Source organism: Streptomyces sp. NPDC001868, from assembly GCF_040297125.1.
Classification (GTDB): domain Bacteria; phylum Actinomycetota; class Actinomycetes; order Streptomycetales; family Streptomycetaceae; genus Streptomyces.
The window spans coordinates 16,692-32,066 of record NZ_JBEOYO010000062.1; the positions used below are offsets into that span (position 1 = coordinate 16,692).

14 protein-coding genes and 1 pseudogene are annotated in these 15,375 nt (G+C 72.5%); 8 read left to right on the forward strand and 7 right to left on the reverse strand.

Translation table 11 applies throughout. The features are described from left to right. Window positions 1-9 precede the first annotated feature (9 nt). A complete protein-coding gene (locus ABT147_RS40335) occupies window positions 10-843 on the reverse strand; it encodes an adenosylcobinamide-GDP ribazoletransferase (protein WP_502983244.1) in 834 nt (277 codons plus the stop codon). A 70-nt stretch (window positions 844-913) separates the two neighbouring features. Here ABT147_RS40335 and ABT147_RS40340 point away from each other — a divergent pair, with 70 nt between their 5' ends. Further along, window positions 914-1,732: a hypothetical protein gene (locus ABT147_RS40340; RefSeq protein WP_351415988.1), complete on the forward strand. Its 819-nt coding sequence runs from the start codon at window positions 914-916 to the stop codon at window positions 1,730-1,732. Here ABT147_RS40340 and ABT147_RS40345 read toward each other — a convergent pair. The 3 genes and pseudogenes from ABT147_RS40345 to cobT all read right to left on the reverse strand — a co-directional run bounded on the left by ABT147_RS40345 (window position 1,621) and on the right by cobT (window position 3,891). Continuing rightward, window positions 1,621-2,382, reverse strand: coding sequence for a hypothetical protein (locus ABT147_RS40345; protein ID WP_502983245.1), 762 nt, complete (start codon window positions 2,380-2,382; stop codon window positions 1,621-1,623). The two genes, ABT147_RS40340 and ABT147_RS40345, sit on opposite strands and share 112 nt — an antisense overlap. A 43-nt stretch (window positions 2,383-2,425) precedes the next feature. Further along, window positions 2,426-2,635: pseudogene (locus ABT147_RS40350) on the reverse strand (phosphatidylglycerol lysyltransferase domain-containing protein); the annotation flags it as partial. Window positions 2,636-2,775: 140 nt separating this feature from the next. Next, window positions 2,776-3,891, reverse strand: coding sequence for a nicotinate-nucleotide--dimethylbenzimidazole phosphoribosyltransferase (gene cobT / locus ABT147_RS40355; RefSeq protein ID WP_351415991.1), 1,116 nt, complete (start codon window positions 3,889-3,891; stop codon window positions 2,776-2,778). Window positions 3,892-4,081: 190 nt separating this feature from the next. On the opposite strand from cobT, the gene ABT147_RS40360 reads away from it, so the two are divergent. Next, on the forward strand, window positions 4,082-4,972 hold the full coding sequence (locus ABT147_RS40360) for a class I SAM-dependent methyltransferase (RefSeq protein WP_351415993.1): 891 nt from the start codon (window positions 4,082-4,084) through the stop codon (window positions 4,970-4,972). On the opposite strand, the gene ABT147_RS40365 is transcribed toward ABT147_RS40360, so the two are convergent. Then, on the reverse strand, window positions 4,961-6,166 hold the full coding sequence (locus ABT147_RS40365) for a bifunctional adenosylcobinamide kinase/adenosylcobinamide-phosphate guanylyltransferase (RefSeq protein WP_351415995.1): 1,206 nt from the start codon (window positions 6,164-6,166) through the stop codon (window positions 4,961-4,963). The genes ABT147_RS40360 and ABT147_RS40365 overlap by 12 nt on opposite strands. A gap of 124 nt (window positions 6,167-6,290) precedes the next feature. On the opposite strand from ABT147_RS40365, the gene ABT147_RS40370 reads away from it, so the two are divergent. Next, entirely contained in the window at window positions 6,291-6,494 is a 204-nt protein-coding gene (locus ABT147_RS40370) for a hypothetical protein (RefSeq protein WP_326583365.1), read from the forward strand. A 405-nt stretch (window positions 6,495-6,899) separates the two neighbouring features. Here ABT147_RS40370 and ABT147_RS40375 read toward each other — a convergent pair whose 3' ends face one another. Together ABT147_RS40375 and ABT147_RS40380 are read right to left on the reverse strand one after the other, a co-directional pair. Continuing rightward, window positions 6,900-7,535 (reverse strand): class I SAM-dependent methyltransferase, encoded by a 636-nt coding sequence (locus tag ABT147_RS40375; RefSeq protein WP_502983246.1) that lies wholly within the window; start codon window positions 7,533-7,535, stop codon window positions 6,900-6,902. A gap of 158 nt (window positions 7,536-7,693) precedes the next feature. After that, the gene (locus ABT147_RS40380; RefSeq protein WP_351415997.1) at window positions 7,694-8,323 is read right to left on the reverse strand and encodes a DUF3043 domain-containing protein; all 630 of its coding nucleotides are present in this window, start codon (window positions 8,321-8,323) and stop codon (window positions 7,694-7,696) included. Window positions 8,324-8,655: 332 nt separating this feature from the next. Here ABT147_RS40380 and ABT147_RS40385 point away from each other — a divergent pair, with 332 nt between their 5' ends. From ABT147_RS40385 to ABT147_RS40405, 5 genes are all read left to right on the forward strand, one after another. Then, entirely contained in the window at window positions 8,656-9,456 is an 801-nt protein-coding gene (locus ABT147_RS40385; RefSeq protein ID WP_351416000.1) for a PspA/IM30 family protein, read from the forward strand. Between the two features lie 26 nt (window positions 9,457-9,482). After that, a complete protein-coding gene (pspAA, locus tag ABT147_RS40390) occupies window positions 9,483-9,761 on the forward strand; it encodes a PspA-associated protein PspAA (protein WP_351416002.1) in 279 nt (92 codons plus the stop codon). Between the two features lie 241 nt (window positions 9,762-10,002). Next, entirely contained in the window at window positions 10,003-11,238 is a 1,236-nt protein-coding gene (locus ABT147_RS40395; protein WP_351416005.1) for a sensor histidine kinase, read from the forward strand. Window positions 11,239-11,266: 28 nt separating this feature from the next. Further along, a complete protein-coding gene (locus ABT147_RS40400) occupies window positions 11,267-11,953 on the forward strand; it encodes a response regulator (RefSeq protein ID WP_351416007.1) in 687 nt (228 codons plus the stop codon). Between the two features lie 205 nt (window positions 11,954-12,158). Continuing rightward, window positions 12,159-15,278, forward strand: coding sequence for an efflux RND transporter permease subunit (locus tag ABT147_RS40405; RefSeq protein WP_351416010.1), 3,120 nt, complete (start codon window positions 12,159-12,161; stop codon window positions 15,276-15,278). Window positions 15,279-15,375: the final 97 nt, after the last annotated feature.

Genomic DNA, 15,375 nt, shown 5'->3' on the forward strand with positions numbered 1-15,375 from the left:
CACCGGGGATCACCCCAGGGCGAACACCAGGAGCGCCGCCGTCGCCGCGGTCTCCGCGAGGCCGCCGAACACATCACCGGTGACGCCGCCGAACCGCCGTACGCAGTGGCGGAGGAGGAGTTCGGCGGCGGCGCAGGCGAGGACGACCGCGAGGACCGTACGGGCGAGGTCGTACGGCCCGAAGAGCGCGCCCGCGCCCGCCGCCGCGCAGCCGACCAGGGCCGCGACGAGCAGGGCGCCCCGTACCGGCACCACGCCCGCCACCGCCGCCCCGAGCCCCTCGGGCCGGGCGGCGGGTACGCCGGCGCGCGCCGCCAGGGTCAGGGCCAGCCTGGCGGCGGTCGCCGAGACGGCCGCCGCGAGCGCGCCCAGTGCCCAGGACTCCCCGTACGCCTCGGTGAGCGCGGCGACCTGGGCCAGCAGCACCAGGACGAGGGTGATGACCCCGAACGGCCCGATGTCCGACTGTTTCATGACGCGCAGGGCGTCCTCGGCCGGCCTGGCGCTGCCGAGCCCGTCGGCGGTGTCGGCGAGCCCGTCCAGGTGCAGGCCCCGGGTGAGCGCGGCCGGTACGGCGACGGAGGCCACGGCGGCGAGCAGGGGACCGGAACCCAGGAGCAGCAGAAGACCGCCGAGCGCGGCCGAGGCCAGGCCGACGACCAGCCCGGCGACGGGCGCGCACAGCATCCCGGCGCGCGCGGCCTCACGGTCCCAGCGGCGCACGGTCACCGGCAGCACGGTCAGGGTGCCGAAGGCGAAACGCGGGCCGTCGGCGAGCGTGGGACCGGGTGCGGGGGCCGGGGGTTCGCCGGCCGGGGGCTCGGGCTCGGGGGTCGTGGACACCGGCGCAGGCTACCCGGCGGCGCCGGCGGGCTCGGCGGCGCCCAGGGGCGGTGATGGATAAAGTTCGCATATGGGTCACTGGTGGGAGCGGAACATCATCGAGCCGGGCAAACTCCCGCTGCTGCTCGCGCTTCTCGCGTTCGTACTGACGTTCTTGATCACCCGGGTCATCACCCGTCTGATCCGCGCGGGCAAGGGCCCCTTCCGCAACATCAGCGGCAGCGGCGGCGTACACATCCACCATGTCGTCCCCGGCGTCGTCCTCACCGTCGTCGGCGGCTTCGGCTCGGTGGCGGGCGACGGGCACGGCTTCGGCGCGCTGATCTCCGCCGTGCTGTTCGGCATGGGCGTGGGCCTGGTGCTGGACGAGTTCGCGCTGATCCTGCACCTCGACGACGTGTACTGGAGCGAGGCGGGCCGCCAGAGCGTCGAGGTGGTCGTGGTGACGGCCGCCCTGGTGGGCCTGATGCTGGTCGGCTTCCTCCCCTTCGGCGTCAACGACCTCGACGACGAGGAACTCCAGGACCGGGGCGCCGTCATGGCCACCATGGGGACGAACTTCCTCATCGCCCTGATCGCCCTCGCCAAGGGCAAGGCCCGCACGGCGATCTTCGGCGTGGTCATCCCGTTCATCGCCGTCGTCGGCGCCGTCCGCCTGGCCCGCCCCACCTCCGCCTGGGCCCGCCGCTTCTACCGCCGCCGCCCGCGCGCCCGCGCCCGGTCCTGGAAGCGCGCCTACCGCCACGACCGCCGCTGGACGGGCCCCAGCCGCCGCCTTCAGAACTGGATCGGCGGCACCCCGGACGCGCCACCCGCACTGGAGCCGGCGGCCCGCCCCTCGCTTCCCCCCGGCCCGTCACGCCCGTCCGACCCGCCGGAGCGCCGCTGACGTACGGCGTCGATCCCGCACACCACCAGCACCGCCGCGATGGCCGCCAGATGCTCCTTGCCCGCGAGGTTCTCCTTCACCAGCACCTCGACGACCATCGCCACGACGACCGCACCCGCGGTGAAGTACGCCCGGTAGCGCCACCCCACGAACACGGCGAGCCCGACCACGGCCGCCGACGGCCCGGTGTCCACGACCCGCGCGTCCGACGCGGGCAGCCCCACGAAGTGGACGTCCGGACCGAGCGCGATGCCCACGCGCGCGTACAGCGTGCCGGCCAGCGTGGCGACGTACGCGATCGCCAGGGTCCGCCACCGGCCCAGACAGATCTCCGCGATCCCGAACACGATCAGGATCTGCGCCAGCGCGCCCCACACGGGCAGATCCAGCGCCGGTACGAACAGCGAGAGGGGCGTCCGCAGCAGCGCGAGCCAGAGCGGCTCCTCGGCCCGCACCGCACCGGCGTTCTCGATGAACCGGTAGCCCCAGGACTGGTGGTGCACGAGGTGGACGACGGCCGCGAGGCAGACGGCGGCGAGCGTCATGGGGATCGCCCGCAGGCGCCGGCGCGCGAGGGCCGGGCGCACGGTGTCGTACAGAAGCCCCCATTCGGCGCGGGCCGGGCGGACGACCCTGTTCATCCTTCTCATGCCCTCATCTGTGCGAGTCCAGGTGTCTGCGGTGGGTACTTGGCGACCTCCACAGCCGCAGCACCGGCCTGGCGCCGAGGCGCCCGCCACGTTCGAAGACCGAACGGAACATCGCGAAGTTGAGCGAGACCTGCGTGATCCCGATCTCTCCGGCCCGCTGGAGGAGTTCGATCACCATGAACTCCATCAGCCCGTCCTCGGCCTCACGGTCCCGCCAGTCGTCGGCCCGCCTGAGGTGAAGAAGTCGTCCGTGTTGTGCCGCCGCAGGTCCTGTCCCAGCGACACCCACCCGGCCCCACAGGGAGGGGTTCGTTTTCGGCTGCGGGTGAGTGGGAACTGCGCGAGAAGCCCCACCGGGCCCGCACCCGAAGAACGCACCCCGGGGCCGGAGGCCTACGTCGCGTCGTACTCCTCGGCGAGATTCTTCTCCTCGGCCTTGCCCACCTCCGGCCCCGCCGACGAGGGCTCCCGCTCAGGCAACTCCGCAGCCAACGCCGCCGCGGCCCGCACCAGCGGCAACGCCAACAGCGCCCCCGCCCCTTCCCCGACCTTCACCCCATGGTCGAGCAACGGCTCGACGGCCATCCGGTCCAGCGCCTTGGCCTGGGCCGGCTCCCCGCTGCTCTGCCCCGCGAGCCACCAGTCCGGCGCCCGGAACGCGACCCGCTGGGCGACCAGCGCACACGCCGCGGACACCACACCGTCCAGGATCACCGGCATCTTCCGCACGGCGCTCTGCAGCAGGAACCCGGTCATGGCCGCGAGGTCCGCCCCACCCACGGTCGCCAGCAGCTGCAACTGGTCCCCGAGCACCGGCCGGGCCCGCCGCAGCGCGTCCCGTACGGCCGCGCACTTGCGCATCCACGCCAGATCGTCGATCGCCCGGCCGCCCCGCCCGGTGACGACGGACGCGTCCGTGCCGCACAGCCCGGCGATGAGGACGGCCGCCGCCGTGGTCCCGCCGACGCTCACATCGCCGAGGACGACGAGATCCGTCCCGGAGTCCGCCTCCTCGTCCGCGAGGGCGACGCCCACCTTGAACGCGGCCTCGGCCTCCTCCGCCGTCAGCGCGTCCTCGACGTCGATCCGCCCGGACCCGCGCCGCACCCGGTGCCGTACGACATCGGCGGGCAGCGCGTCCGGGTCGCAGTCGAGCGCGAGATCCACCACGCGTACGGGTACGTCGAGCTGCCGGGCCAGCACCGCCACCGGGCTGCTGCCGTCCAGGACGGCCCGCACCAGCTGGTCCGCGGTGCCCGCGGCCCGCGCGGAGACGCCGAGTTCGGCGATCCCGTGGTCGCCGGCGAACAGCACCACCCGGGCCCGGCCGATCGGTCGCACCGGCACGGCCGACTGCGCCGCCGCCAGCCACTCACCCAGTTCGTCGAGGCGGCCCAGCGCCCCGGGCGGCACGATCTGCCGCTCCCGCCGCGCCTCGGCGTCGCGGCGCACCCCGCCGTCGGGGCGCTCGATCAGATCGGTGAAGTCGTCGAGATTAAGCGAGCTCATTCGCCGAACAGTACCGGCAGCGATCGAACACGACCGCGCCAACCGTGACCCCGCGACGTACGAACGCCTCACCGAGCCACCGGCACGTCATTGCACCCGGGACCCCGCTCACGTACGTACCTTTTTGGGGCGAATGTCCGTGCGTCGTCGCCCTGTCGCGTACGCGTTCCCCTCGTCCCCAGGAGCCGCCATGCCCCCCACCCCGCGGCCGGACCCAGGCCGACTCGCCCAGGGTGCCGATCCCTTCCACGAACCGCGCCGGGACGACTGCCCGTGGTGTGGCTCGCGGCAGTTGCGTACGCGGGTGCGCGCGCCGGAGGGGATGCGGCGCACGCCGGGCACATTCGTGGTGGACGAGTGCCGGGAGTGCGCGCACGCCTTCCAGAACCCCCGGCCCACGACGGACGGGATGCTGCTGCGGCACCACCAGCATCCCGTCGAGGACGACATCTGTTCGAACCGTGCCGACCGTCGGCGCCGCCGGCACCACCGGGGCGCCGCCCGCGCGCTGCTGCCGTACCCCGAACCGGAGAGCTGGCTCGACGTCGGCACCGGCCACGGACACTTCCCGGAGACCGCGCGCGAGATCCACCCGTACACCTCCTTCGACGGCCTCGACCCGACCCCGCGCATCCAACGGGCCTGGGAGGCCGGGCGCGTGGAGGAGGCCCACCAGGGCCTGCTCACCGACCCGGAGATCACCGCCCGACTGCGCGCCCGCTACGACGTGGTCAGCATGTTCCACCACCTCGAACACACCGCCGACCCCCGCGAGGAACTCCGCGCCGCCCGTACCGTCCTGCGCCCCGGCGGCCATCTCCTCCTCGAAGTCCCGGACCCGGTCCGCCCGTTCGGCACGCCCCTCGGCAACCGGCGCTTCTGGAAGCCCCCGCACGACCGCCCACGCCCCCTCCACCTCATGCCTCTGCGCAATCTGCTCACCGAACTGCGGTCCCTGGGCTACGAGGTCCTCACCACCCGCCCCTGCACCCCGCTCCCGGCCCGCGCGCACCGCATCCTCGCGCGGCGCCACACGACACCACCGGCAGCCCCGCCGCAGTCCTCGCCCTCAACCCCGTAGGGACAGGGCCTGCCCCGCCACCACCAGCAGCACGTGCTCGCACTGAGCCGCGAAGGCCGCGTTGAGCCGCCCGAGTTCGTCGCGGTAGCGGCGGCCGGAGGCGGTGGCGGGCACGATCCCGGAGCCCACCTCATTGGACACGGCGACCACCGTGCGGCGCGTGCGCCGTACGGCCTCGGTCAGCTCGGTGACACGCGCCCGGAGCGCGCGCTCCCCGCCCCCGGCCCACTCCGCGTCGTCCCACGCCCCCACGGAGTCCATCGCGTCCGTCAGCCACAGCGAGAGACAGTCGACGAGCAGCGGCGGCCCCTCGTCGTCCTTCAGCAGCGGGACGAGGTCACAGGTCTCGACCGTGCGCCACGAGCCGGGCCGCCGCTCACGGTGGACGGCGACCCGCTCGGCCCACTCCCCGTCACCGCCGCGCATCCCGCCGGTCGCCACGTACAGCACGTCCGGGAACGCCTCCAGCCGCCGCTCGGCCTCCACCGACTTCCCGGACCGCGCCCCGCCGAGCACCAGCGTGCGACGCGGCACATCGGGCACGTTCTCGTAGGCGCCCACCGTCAGCGTCGTCCCGTCCGGCACGGCGCGCGCGCCCGCCGCCGCGAGCCGGCGCGGCAACTCGCCGTCCGGCGGCACATCGTGGTCGAGGTGCACGGCGACGACATCCGTCGTCGGCCCCACGGCCCCCGCCCCCCGCAGCCGCGCCAGCGCGTCGGGCCGCCCCAGCACATCCAGGAGCACCGTGTCGTACGGCGCCCCCGCCCCCTCCTCCAGGCCCGCGAGCGCGCCCCCAGGAGGCAGATACAGCAGCCGCTGCCCGTCAGGCCCGGTCACGGCGTACCCCGTCCCCGGCGCGTCCAGCGCCAGCGCCCGCACCCGGTGCCCCGTCAGCAGCGCCAGCTCCCGCCCGTCCGGCACCCGCCCCGGCTGCGGCAGCCCCGCCGGCACCTCCACGGCGGGCCCGTCGTGCGGATGCGACAGCAGCACCTGCCGTACGCCGGTCAGCGACCGCCCGGCGCGCGCGGCCGCCAGGGCGGCGCCCGGCGTGAGATCGAGCAGAAGCGCGCCGTCCACAAGCAGCGCGGTCGCCCCGCGCACGGCCTCACCGAGCGCGGTCGCACACACCGCGCACGGACAGTCGGGGCGGGGAAGCCCCGCGGGGGCGCCGGTGCCGAGAAGTGTCAGTTCCACGCCCCGATCTTCCCGTGTCCGGATGAACACCCGCAGGTCTTGTGCGTCCGACTAGGCTCAGAGGGAACCGGATCTTGCCCGGTGCCGCGTGTGCGGTGCCGGGCTGGTACTTACGGAGGCTCACATGGCGGCATGGACGTGGCGGTTCGAGAAGGCCGACGGGGCGGAGGTCCAGCCCGCGGTCCAGCCCGAGGAGTTCACGACCCAGGGGGATGCCGAGTCGTGGATCGGCGAACAGTGGAAAGCGCTCCTGGAGGGCGGCGCCGACCAGGTCCGCCTCTTCGAGGACACGACGGAGATCTACGGGCCGATGAGCCTGCACGCGTAGCGCTCCGCGACGGGGCGGGGCTCCTGAACGGGGCTCCGCCCCGATCCCGCCTGACAGCTCGGGGGGTGCGGGTGCGTCGGCGGGTGCGGGTCCGGTGGGGCTTCTCGCGCAGTTCCCCGCGCCCCTAAAAGACCAGGCCCCTGCGGGCCTGAAAGACCACGGCCCTGCGGGCCTGAAGGGCGACGAGGCTGCGGGCCTGCAAGGCGACGGGGCCGCGGGCTTGAAAGGCGACGGGGCCGCGGGCTGAAAAGCACGGGGCGCAGCCCCGGCTTTTCAGGGGCGCGGGGAACTGCGCGACCAGCCCCCACCGGACCCGCACCCGCCGAAGAACCCGCACCCGCCGAAGAACCCGCACCCGCCGAAGAACCCGCACCCCCGACCCACTGGGCGCCCTCAGCGACGCCCTCAGCCGCGCACGCCGCACAGGTGCAGCAGCGCCGCCACCTGCCGATAGGGATCCGTCCGCCCCGCCCGCTCCTCCGCCGCGAGCAACACCTCCAGATCCCCCGGCCCGTCGGGCACCCCCGCATCGTCCGCCGCCAGATCCGTGAACACCCGCACCCCGTACCAGGTGTGCAGCGGCGCCCCGATCCCCCCGAGCGCATCCGTCAGCACCCCCAGCCGATCCGCCCGCACATCCAGCCCGAGCCGATTCCGGTACGCGGTGGTGTCGAACGCGGCCAACGCCCCCGCCCAGTCCCCGGCCAGCCCCGCCCGCATCGCGAGCGCGTCGCCGTTCCGCACGAGCAGCGACAGCAGCCCCCCGGGCGCCAGCATCCGCGCCAGCCCGGCCAGCAGCGCGTCCGGCTCCTCGATGTACATCAGGACCCCATGACAGAGCACCACGTCGAAACTGCCCGGCAGGAAGTGCACACCGGTGTCCCGCCCGTCGCCCTCGACGATCCGCATCCGCCCCCGGATGCCCTCGGGCTCGGCGGCGACCGCCTCCCGGGCCACGGCGATCAGCTTGGCGTCCCGCTCGATCCCGGTCACCGCGTGCCCGGCCCGGGCCAGCCGCAGCGCCTGCGTGCCCTGCCCCATGCCGACGTCGAGCACCCGCAGCCGCTGCCCGACCGGGAAGCGTCCCGCTATCTGCTCGTCGAGCTGGCGGGAGACCAGCTCCTGTCGTACGACCTCACGCAGCGTGCCCAGCCGGTTCAGCCAGGCTTCCGCCGCACCTCCGGAGAAAGCGGTCGTGCTCAGGGCCGCTCTCCGCGCTTGACCTGCGGCTTCGGCAGCCGGAGGCGACGCATCTGGAGCGTGCGCATCAGGGCGTAGGCCACGGCGCCCTTCTTGTTCGCGTCGGGGAAGCGCGCGGCCAGCTGCTTCTTCAGACGGAACCCGAGGCTGATCGAGTCGACCACGATCAGGACGATCACGAAGAGCCACAGCAGCAGCGCGATGTTCTGCAGCGACGCCACCTGCACCATGCTCAGCACGAGGATGATCACGGCCAGCGGCAGGAAGAACTCCGCGATGTGGAACCGCGAGTCCACGTAGTCACGGGCGAACCTGCGCACCGGACCCTTGTCCCGGGCGGGCAGATACCGCTCGTCGCCGGTAGCCAGCGCCTGGCGCTGCTTCTCCATCGCGGAGCGGCGCTCGTCGCGGGAGCGCTTGGCGGCCTCCTTGCGCGTCGTGGGCGTGTTGGCCACGCTGCGGCGCTGGGTCTGGGCCTCACTCCGCTTGGGAGTGGGCCGCCCCTTGGGGGCCTGCGGGTCACGGGTCTGCTTGGAGTCGGTCACCGGCGCCTTGTCGGCCACCGGCCCCTTCTCGCTCTTGTCGCGGCTTCGGAACACAAAACCCAAGGGTACGGGGTGCCGGGGCATGGACCCCAGCCCAGTGGGGAACGATCCGGCAACACCCGGCGTCCGTACTGATGACAGAGACGGGGCGACGAGACCGGGGAAACCCGAAAGGCCGGAAAAGGGGGAGTGTGGTGACGGTCCACCCGTAGGGGGCCTGAGGTTTTCCGGGGAGCGGCCCGTACGTAACCCCGGGAGACACCTACTCCCTACGCCGGAGCGGTGCCGTCCACAGTCGTCCTTGGGGATGAGCGCATCGGTCCCCGAACAGTGCGGTAATAGAAGCAGGGCCCGTACTGTGGGTTCTGTCGCAGACCTGTGAGCTGGAGTCCGTCAGAAGGGGGCGCGCGAAGCCCATGAGCGGTGTCATGAAGCGTATGGGGATGATCTTCCGCGCGAAGGCGAACAAGGCCCTTGACCGGGCCGAGGACCCGCGCGAGACCCTCGATTACTCGTACCAGAAGCAGCTGGAGCTGCTCCAGAAGGTGCGCCGGGGCGTGGCCGACGTCGCCACCTCCCGTAAGCGCCTGGAGCTCCAGCTCAACCAGCTCCAGTCCCAGTCCTCGAAGCTGGAGGACCAGGGCCGCAAGGCGCTCGCGCTCGGCCGCGAGGACCTGGCCCGCGAGGCGCTCTCGCGCCGCGCCGCGCTCCAGCAGCAGGTGACGGACCTGGAGACCCAGCACTCCACCCTCCAGGGCGAGGAGGAGAAGCTCACCCTCGCCGCGCAGCGCCTGCAGGCCAAGGTCGACGCCTTCCGTACGAAGAAGGAGACGATCAAGGCCACGTACACCGCCGCCCAGGCCCAGACCCGGATCGGCGAGGCGTTCTCCGGCATCTCCGAGGAGATGGGCGACGTCGGCCTCGCCATACAGCGTGCCGAGGACAAGACGGCCCAGCTCCAGGCCCGCGCCGGCGCCATCGACGAGCTGCTCGCCTCCGGTGCCCTCGACGACCCGTCCGGGATGCACAAGGACGACATCCAGGCCGAGCTGGACCGCCTCTCCGGCGGTACGGACGTCGAGCTGGAGCTCCAGCGCATGAAGGCCGAGCTGGCGGGCGGCCCGTCCGCCCAGCAGCAGGCCCTGGAGGGCGGCACGGGCCAGTCGGCCCCGCAGCAGCAGTCCCAGCAGCAGGACACCCCGCGCTTCGACAAGTAGGTGTCTCTCGTCCCGAGGAGGGCGACATGATCGTACGGATCATGGGGGAGGGGCAGGTGAGGCTGGACGACGTCCACTTCACCGAGCTGAACAAGCTGGACGACGTACTCCTGGCGGAAATGGAGGTCGGCGACGGTCCGGGCTTCCGCCACACCCTCCACGCCCTCCTGGCCAAAGTCCGAGAACTGGGCATCCCCCTCCCCGACGACTCCCTGGAACCCTCGGAACTGATCCTCCCGTCCCCGGACGCGACCCTGGAGGAAGTCAGAGAAATGCTGAGCGACGACGGCCTGATCCCGGGTTGACCGCCGGCGCTCGCCTTCGCTTCTCAGGGGCGCGGGGAACTGCGCGGCCAGCCCCCACCGGACCCGCACTCACCCACCCACCCCGCGCGGAGCGCGAAGGGGGGCCGAAGGGGGTCGAAGGGGCGCAGCCCCTGGTGATGGGACGGGTAGGGGCGGTGGGGGCGAAAACTCCTGCCCAGCCCCCACACATACCGCCACCACCAGTTCCGCCCTCGCCCACCGCCCCGTACCGTAAACCCCCGTGAGCACCCTCCACCGAGCCAGGACCTGGCTGACGGCGCACCCCCTCGCGCTGGACGCGGCCCTCGCCCTCGGCGTCCTCATCGCCATGGTGGCCGGCTCCTTCATCGACCCGCACGCCGAGCACGGCGACAAATGGGGCGCCCGCACCCCCAGCGCGCTCAGCATCGCGCTCATGGTCCCGGCCGCCGCCGTCCTGATCGCCCGCCGCCGCGCCCCCATGGCCGTGCTGGCCGCCACCTCCGCCCTCACCCTCGCCGAGCTGCTGACCGGCGACCCCCGTGCCCCCGTCGCGATGTCCGCCGTCGTCGCCCTGTACACGGTCGCCTCCACCACCGACCGTCCCACCACCTGGCGCGTCGGCCTGCTCACGATGACCGCGCTGACCGCCACGGCGATGCTCGCGGGTCCCCTGCCCTGGTACGACCAGGAGAACATCGGCGTCTTCGCCTGGACCGGCATGGCCGCCTGCGCCGGGGACGCGGTGCGCAGCCGCCGCGCCTTCGTGCACGCCATCAGGGAGCGCGCCGAACGCGCGGAGCGCACCCGCGAGGAGGAGGCGCGCCGCCGGGTCGCCGAGGAGCGCCTGCGGATCGCCCGTGATCTGCACGATGTCGTCGCCCACCACATCGCCCTGGTCAACGTCCAGGCCGGAGTCGCCGCGCACGTCATGGACAAACGGCCCGACCAGGCCAAGGAGGCCCTCGCCCACGTCCGTGAGGCCAGCCGCTCCGCGCTCAACGAACTCCGCGCCACGGTCGGTCTGCTGCGCCAGTCCGGCGACCCCGAGGCCCCCACCGAACCCGCCCCCGGTCTGGTGCGGCTCGACGAACTCGTCGGCACCTTCCACAGCGCGGGTCTCGCCGTCGAGGTGGCCCGCGCCGACGAGGGCGTGACCCTCCCCGCCGCCGTCGACCTCGCCGCGTACCGGGTCATCCAGGAAGCCCTCACCAATGTGCACAAGCACGCGGGCGAGGCGGCGAAAGCCGAGGTCAGCGTCGTACGCGTCGGCCCGAACGTGGAGGTCACCGTCCTCGACAACGGCACCGGGCACACGGGAACCGGCGGCGAGGAGGCCGACGGCGGCGGGCACGGACTCCTCGGCATGCGCGAACGCGTCGCCGCGCTCGGCGGCGCCCTCACCACCGGCCCCCGCTACGGCGGCGGCTTCCGCGTCCATGCGATCCTGCCGCTCAAGACCCGAACGGCCGCCACAGAGGAAGCCGTACGACCGTGACCAGCGCCAGCGCCCCGGGGGACCCCGTATGACGATCCGTGTCCTGCTCGCCGACGACCAGGCCCTGCTGCGCAGCGCCTTCCGGGTGCTCGTCGACTCGGAGCCGGACATGGAGGTCGTGGGGGAGGCGTCGGACGGGGCGGAGGCGGTGCGGCTCGCGAAGGAGGAGCGGGCGGACGTCGTGCTGATGGACATCCGGATGCCGGGCACGGACGGCCTGGCCGCCACCCGTCTGATCAGCGCCGACCCGACGCTCGCCCAGGTCCGCGTCGTCATCCTCACCACCTTCGAGGTCGACGACTACGTCGTGCAGTCGCTGCGCGCCGGCGCCTCCGGCTTCCTCGGCAAGGGCTCCGAGCCGGACGAACTGCTGAACGCGATCCGGGTGGCCGCCGGCGGCGAGGCACTGCTGTCGCCCGCCGCGACCAAGGGCCTGATCGCCCGTTTCCTCGCCCAGCCGGACGACTCGGCCGACGGCGACGGCGCCGCCGCCCGCTCGGAGCGGCTCGCCACCCTGACCAGCCGGGAGCGCGAGGTGCTCGTCCAGGTCGCGGGCGGGCTCTCCAACGACGAGATCGCCGAGCGGCTGGAGGTCAGTCCGCTGACCGTGAAGACCCACGTCAACCGGGCCATGGCGAAGCTCGGCGCCCGCGACCGGGCCCAGCTGGTCGTCTTCGCGTACGAATCGGGGCTGGTACGCCCAAGGGTGGACTGAGAGGCACCGGGGACTACTCCACTCGGAGTATGCGCGGCATAAGGAAATGGCCCTGGGGAGCGAGGGAACAGGGGTCTCCCATGGCTCAGGGTATGAGGTGAGCGCTCACATCTGTGGCACACCGGCTTCACATGAGACATACAAGCCGTAGGTGGCACATGGGCGTTCGTCCTCCGCTCACGCCACAGAAGAGAGACCCTGACCCATGTCCTGGCTGTCTCGGTTCAGCCTCGCACAGCGGGCCCTCGTCGGTCTGATGTCGATCATCGCGCTCGTCTTCGGGGCGATCGCGATACCCCAGCTCAAGCAGCAGTTGCTGCCCACCATCGAACTGCCCATGGTGTCCGTGCTCGCGCCCTACCAGGGCGCGTCCCCGGACGTGGTCGAGAAGCAGGTCGTCGAGCCCATCGAGGACAGCCTCGAAGCCGTCGACGGCATCACCGGCGTCACCTCCACCGCCAGCGAGGGCAACGCCCTGATCATGGCGTCCTTCGACTACGGGCCCGGCACCGACCAGCTCGTCGCCGACGTCCAGCAGGCCGTGAACCGGGTCCGGGCGCAGCTCCCGGACGACGTGGACCCGCAGGTCATCGCGGGCTCGACGGACGACATGCCGACCGTCGTCCTCGCCGTCTCCTCCGACCAGGACCAGCAGGCCCTCGCGGACCAGCTCGACCGGACCGTGGTGCCGACCATCGAGGGCATCGACGGCGTCGGCCAGGTCACCGTCGACGGCGTGCGCGACGTCCAGGTCACCGTCACCCCCGACGACGCGAAGCTGGCGAAGGCGGGCCTGACCACGATGGCCCTCTCCCAGGCCCTCCAGGCGGGCGGCGTCACCGTCCCCGCGGGCTCCTTCGACGAGGACGGCGCCAACCGCACCGTCCAGGTCGGCGGCGGTTACACCTCGCTGGAGCAGATCGAGAACCTGAGGGTGCGCGGCGAGGGCGCGAAGAAGCCCGTACGCCTCGCCGATGTCGCCGCCGTGAAGGAGGAGCAGGCCAAGGCCGACTCCCTGACCCGGACGAACGGTGAGCCGAGCCTCGCGGTCATGGTCACCATGGACCGCAACGGCAGCGCGGTCGCCATCTCCGAGGCCGTCGAGGACAAGCTGTCGGACATGCGCCGCGACCTGGGCTCCGGCGCCACCGTCACCGTGGTCAGCGACCAGGGCCCGGCGGTCTCCAAGTCCATCGACGGTCTGACCACCGAGGGCGCCCTCGGCCTGCTCTTCGCGGTCCTGGTCATCCTGGTCTTCCTGGCGTCGATCCGCTCGACCCTCGTCACCGCGGTCTCCATCCCGCTGTCGGTGGTCCTGGCGCTGATCGTGCTGTGGACCCGCGACCTCTCCCTGAACATGCTCACCCTCGGCGCGCTGACCATCGCGATCGGCCGGGTCGTCGACGACTCGATCGTCGTCCTGGAGAACATCAAGCGGCACCTCGGCTACGGCGAGGAGCGCGAGGAGGCCATCCTCAAGGCGGTCCGCGAGGTCGCCGGCGCGGTCACCTCCTCCACCCTGACGACCGTCGCGGTCTTCCTCCCGATCGGCCTCACCGGAGGCATGGTCGGCGAGCTGTTCGGCAGCTTCTCGCTCACCGTCACGGCGGCCCTGCTCGCCTCCCTCGTGGTCTCGCTGACCGTGGTCCCGGTGCTGTCGTACTGGTTCCTGCGCGCCCCGAAGGGCACGCCCGAGGACGCCGAGGAGGCGCGCCGCAAGGCCGAGGAGAAGGAGGCGAAGAGCCGCCTCCAGCGCTTCTACGTGCCTGTCCTGCGCTTCGCCACCCGCCGCCAGCTGACCAGTCTGGTCATCGCGGCCGTCGTCCTGGTCGGTACGTTCGGCATGGCCCCGCTGCTGAAGACGAACTTCTTCGACCCGGGCGACCAGGAAGTCCTCAGCCTCAAGCAGGAGTTGAAGCCCGGCACCAGCCTCACGGCGACCGACGAGCAGACCAAGAAGGTCGAGAAGCTGCTCGCCGGCACCGAGGGCGTCAAGGACTACCAGGTCACCATCGGCTCCTCCGGCTTCATGGCCGCGTTCGGCGGGGGCACCGACTCCAACCAGGCCTCGTACAGCGTCATGCTGGACGACTCGGCCGACGCCGCCGGTGTCCAGGACACCATCGAGAAGGGCCTCGCCGGGCTCTCCGGCATCGGTACGACGACCGTCGCGGTCGGCGACGCCTTCGGCAGCCAGGACCTCAGCGTGGTCGTGAAGGCCGCCGACGCCGATGTCCTGCGCAAGGCCGCCGAGCAGGTCCGTGACGCGGTCTCGACCATGGACAACGTCACCGACGTCACCAGCGACCTCGCCCAGAGCGTGCCCCGTATCTCGGTGAAGGCCACCGACAAGGCGGCCGCGGCCGGCTTCGACGAGCAGACCCTCGGCGCGGCCGTCTCCCAGGCCGTGCGGGGTACGACCAGCGGCCGGGCGATCCTCGACGACACCGAGCGGGACGTCGTCATCAAGTCGGCGAAGCCCGCCGAGACGCTCCAGGAGCTGCGGGACCTGCGGCTGGGCGCGGTGAAGCTGAGCGACATCGCGGACGTCCGGCTGGTGGACGGCCCGGTCTCCATGACCCGGATCGACGGCCAGCGGGCCGCGACGATCACGGCGAAGCCCAAGGGCGACAACACCGGCGCGGTGAGCACCGACCTCACCGCCAAGCTGGACGCCCTCGAGCTCCCCGAGGGCGCCACCGCCGCCATCGGCGGTGTCTCCGAGGACCAGGACGAGGCCTTCGCCTCCCTCGGTCTCGCGATGCTCGCGGCGATCGCGATCGTCTTCATGCTGCTGGTCGCGACCTTCCGGTCCCTGGTCCAGCCGCTGATCCTGCTGGTCTCGATCCCGTTCGCGGCCACCGGCGCGATCGGCCTGCTGATCATCACCGGCACCCCGATGGGCGTCCCCGCGATGATCGGCATGCTGATGCTCATCGGCATCGTCGTCACCAACGCGATCGTGCTGATCGACCTGATCAACCAGTACCGCCGCCAGGGCTACGGCACGGTCGAGGCGGTCATCGAGGGCGGCCGCCACCGGCTCCGTCCCATCCTGATGACGGCACTGGCGACGATCTTCGCGCTGCTGCCCATGGCCCTCGGCATCACGGGCGAGGGCGGCTTCATCGCCCAGCCCCTGGCCGTGGTCGTCATCGGCGGCCTGATCACCTCGACCCTGCTGACCCTCCTGCTGGTCCCGACCCTCTACACGATGGTCGAGATCCGCAAGGAGCGCCGGGCGAAGAAGAAGGCCCTGAAGCGGGCGGGCGGGCCAGCCGCCCCCACCGAGCAGTCGGAGAAGCCGGAGCCCGCCGGGGTGTGACGACCCTGAGCCCCGAGGCGGCCGGGTCCCGAACCACGAGAGTTCGGGACCCGGCCGTCTGTGCGCCCGCGTTACGTATCCTGTGCTCGAACCGCTT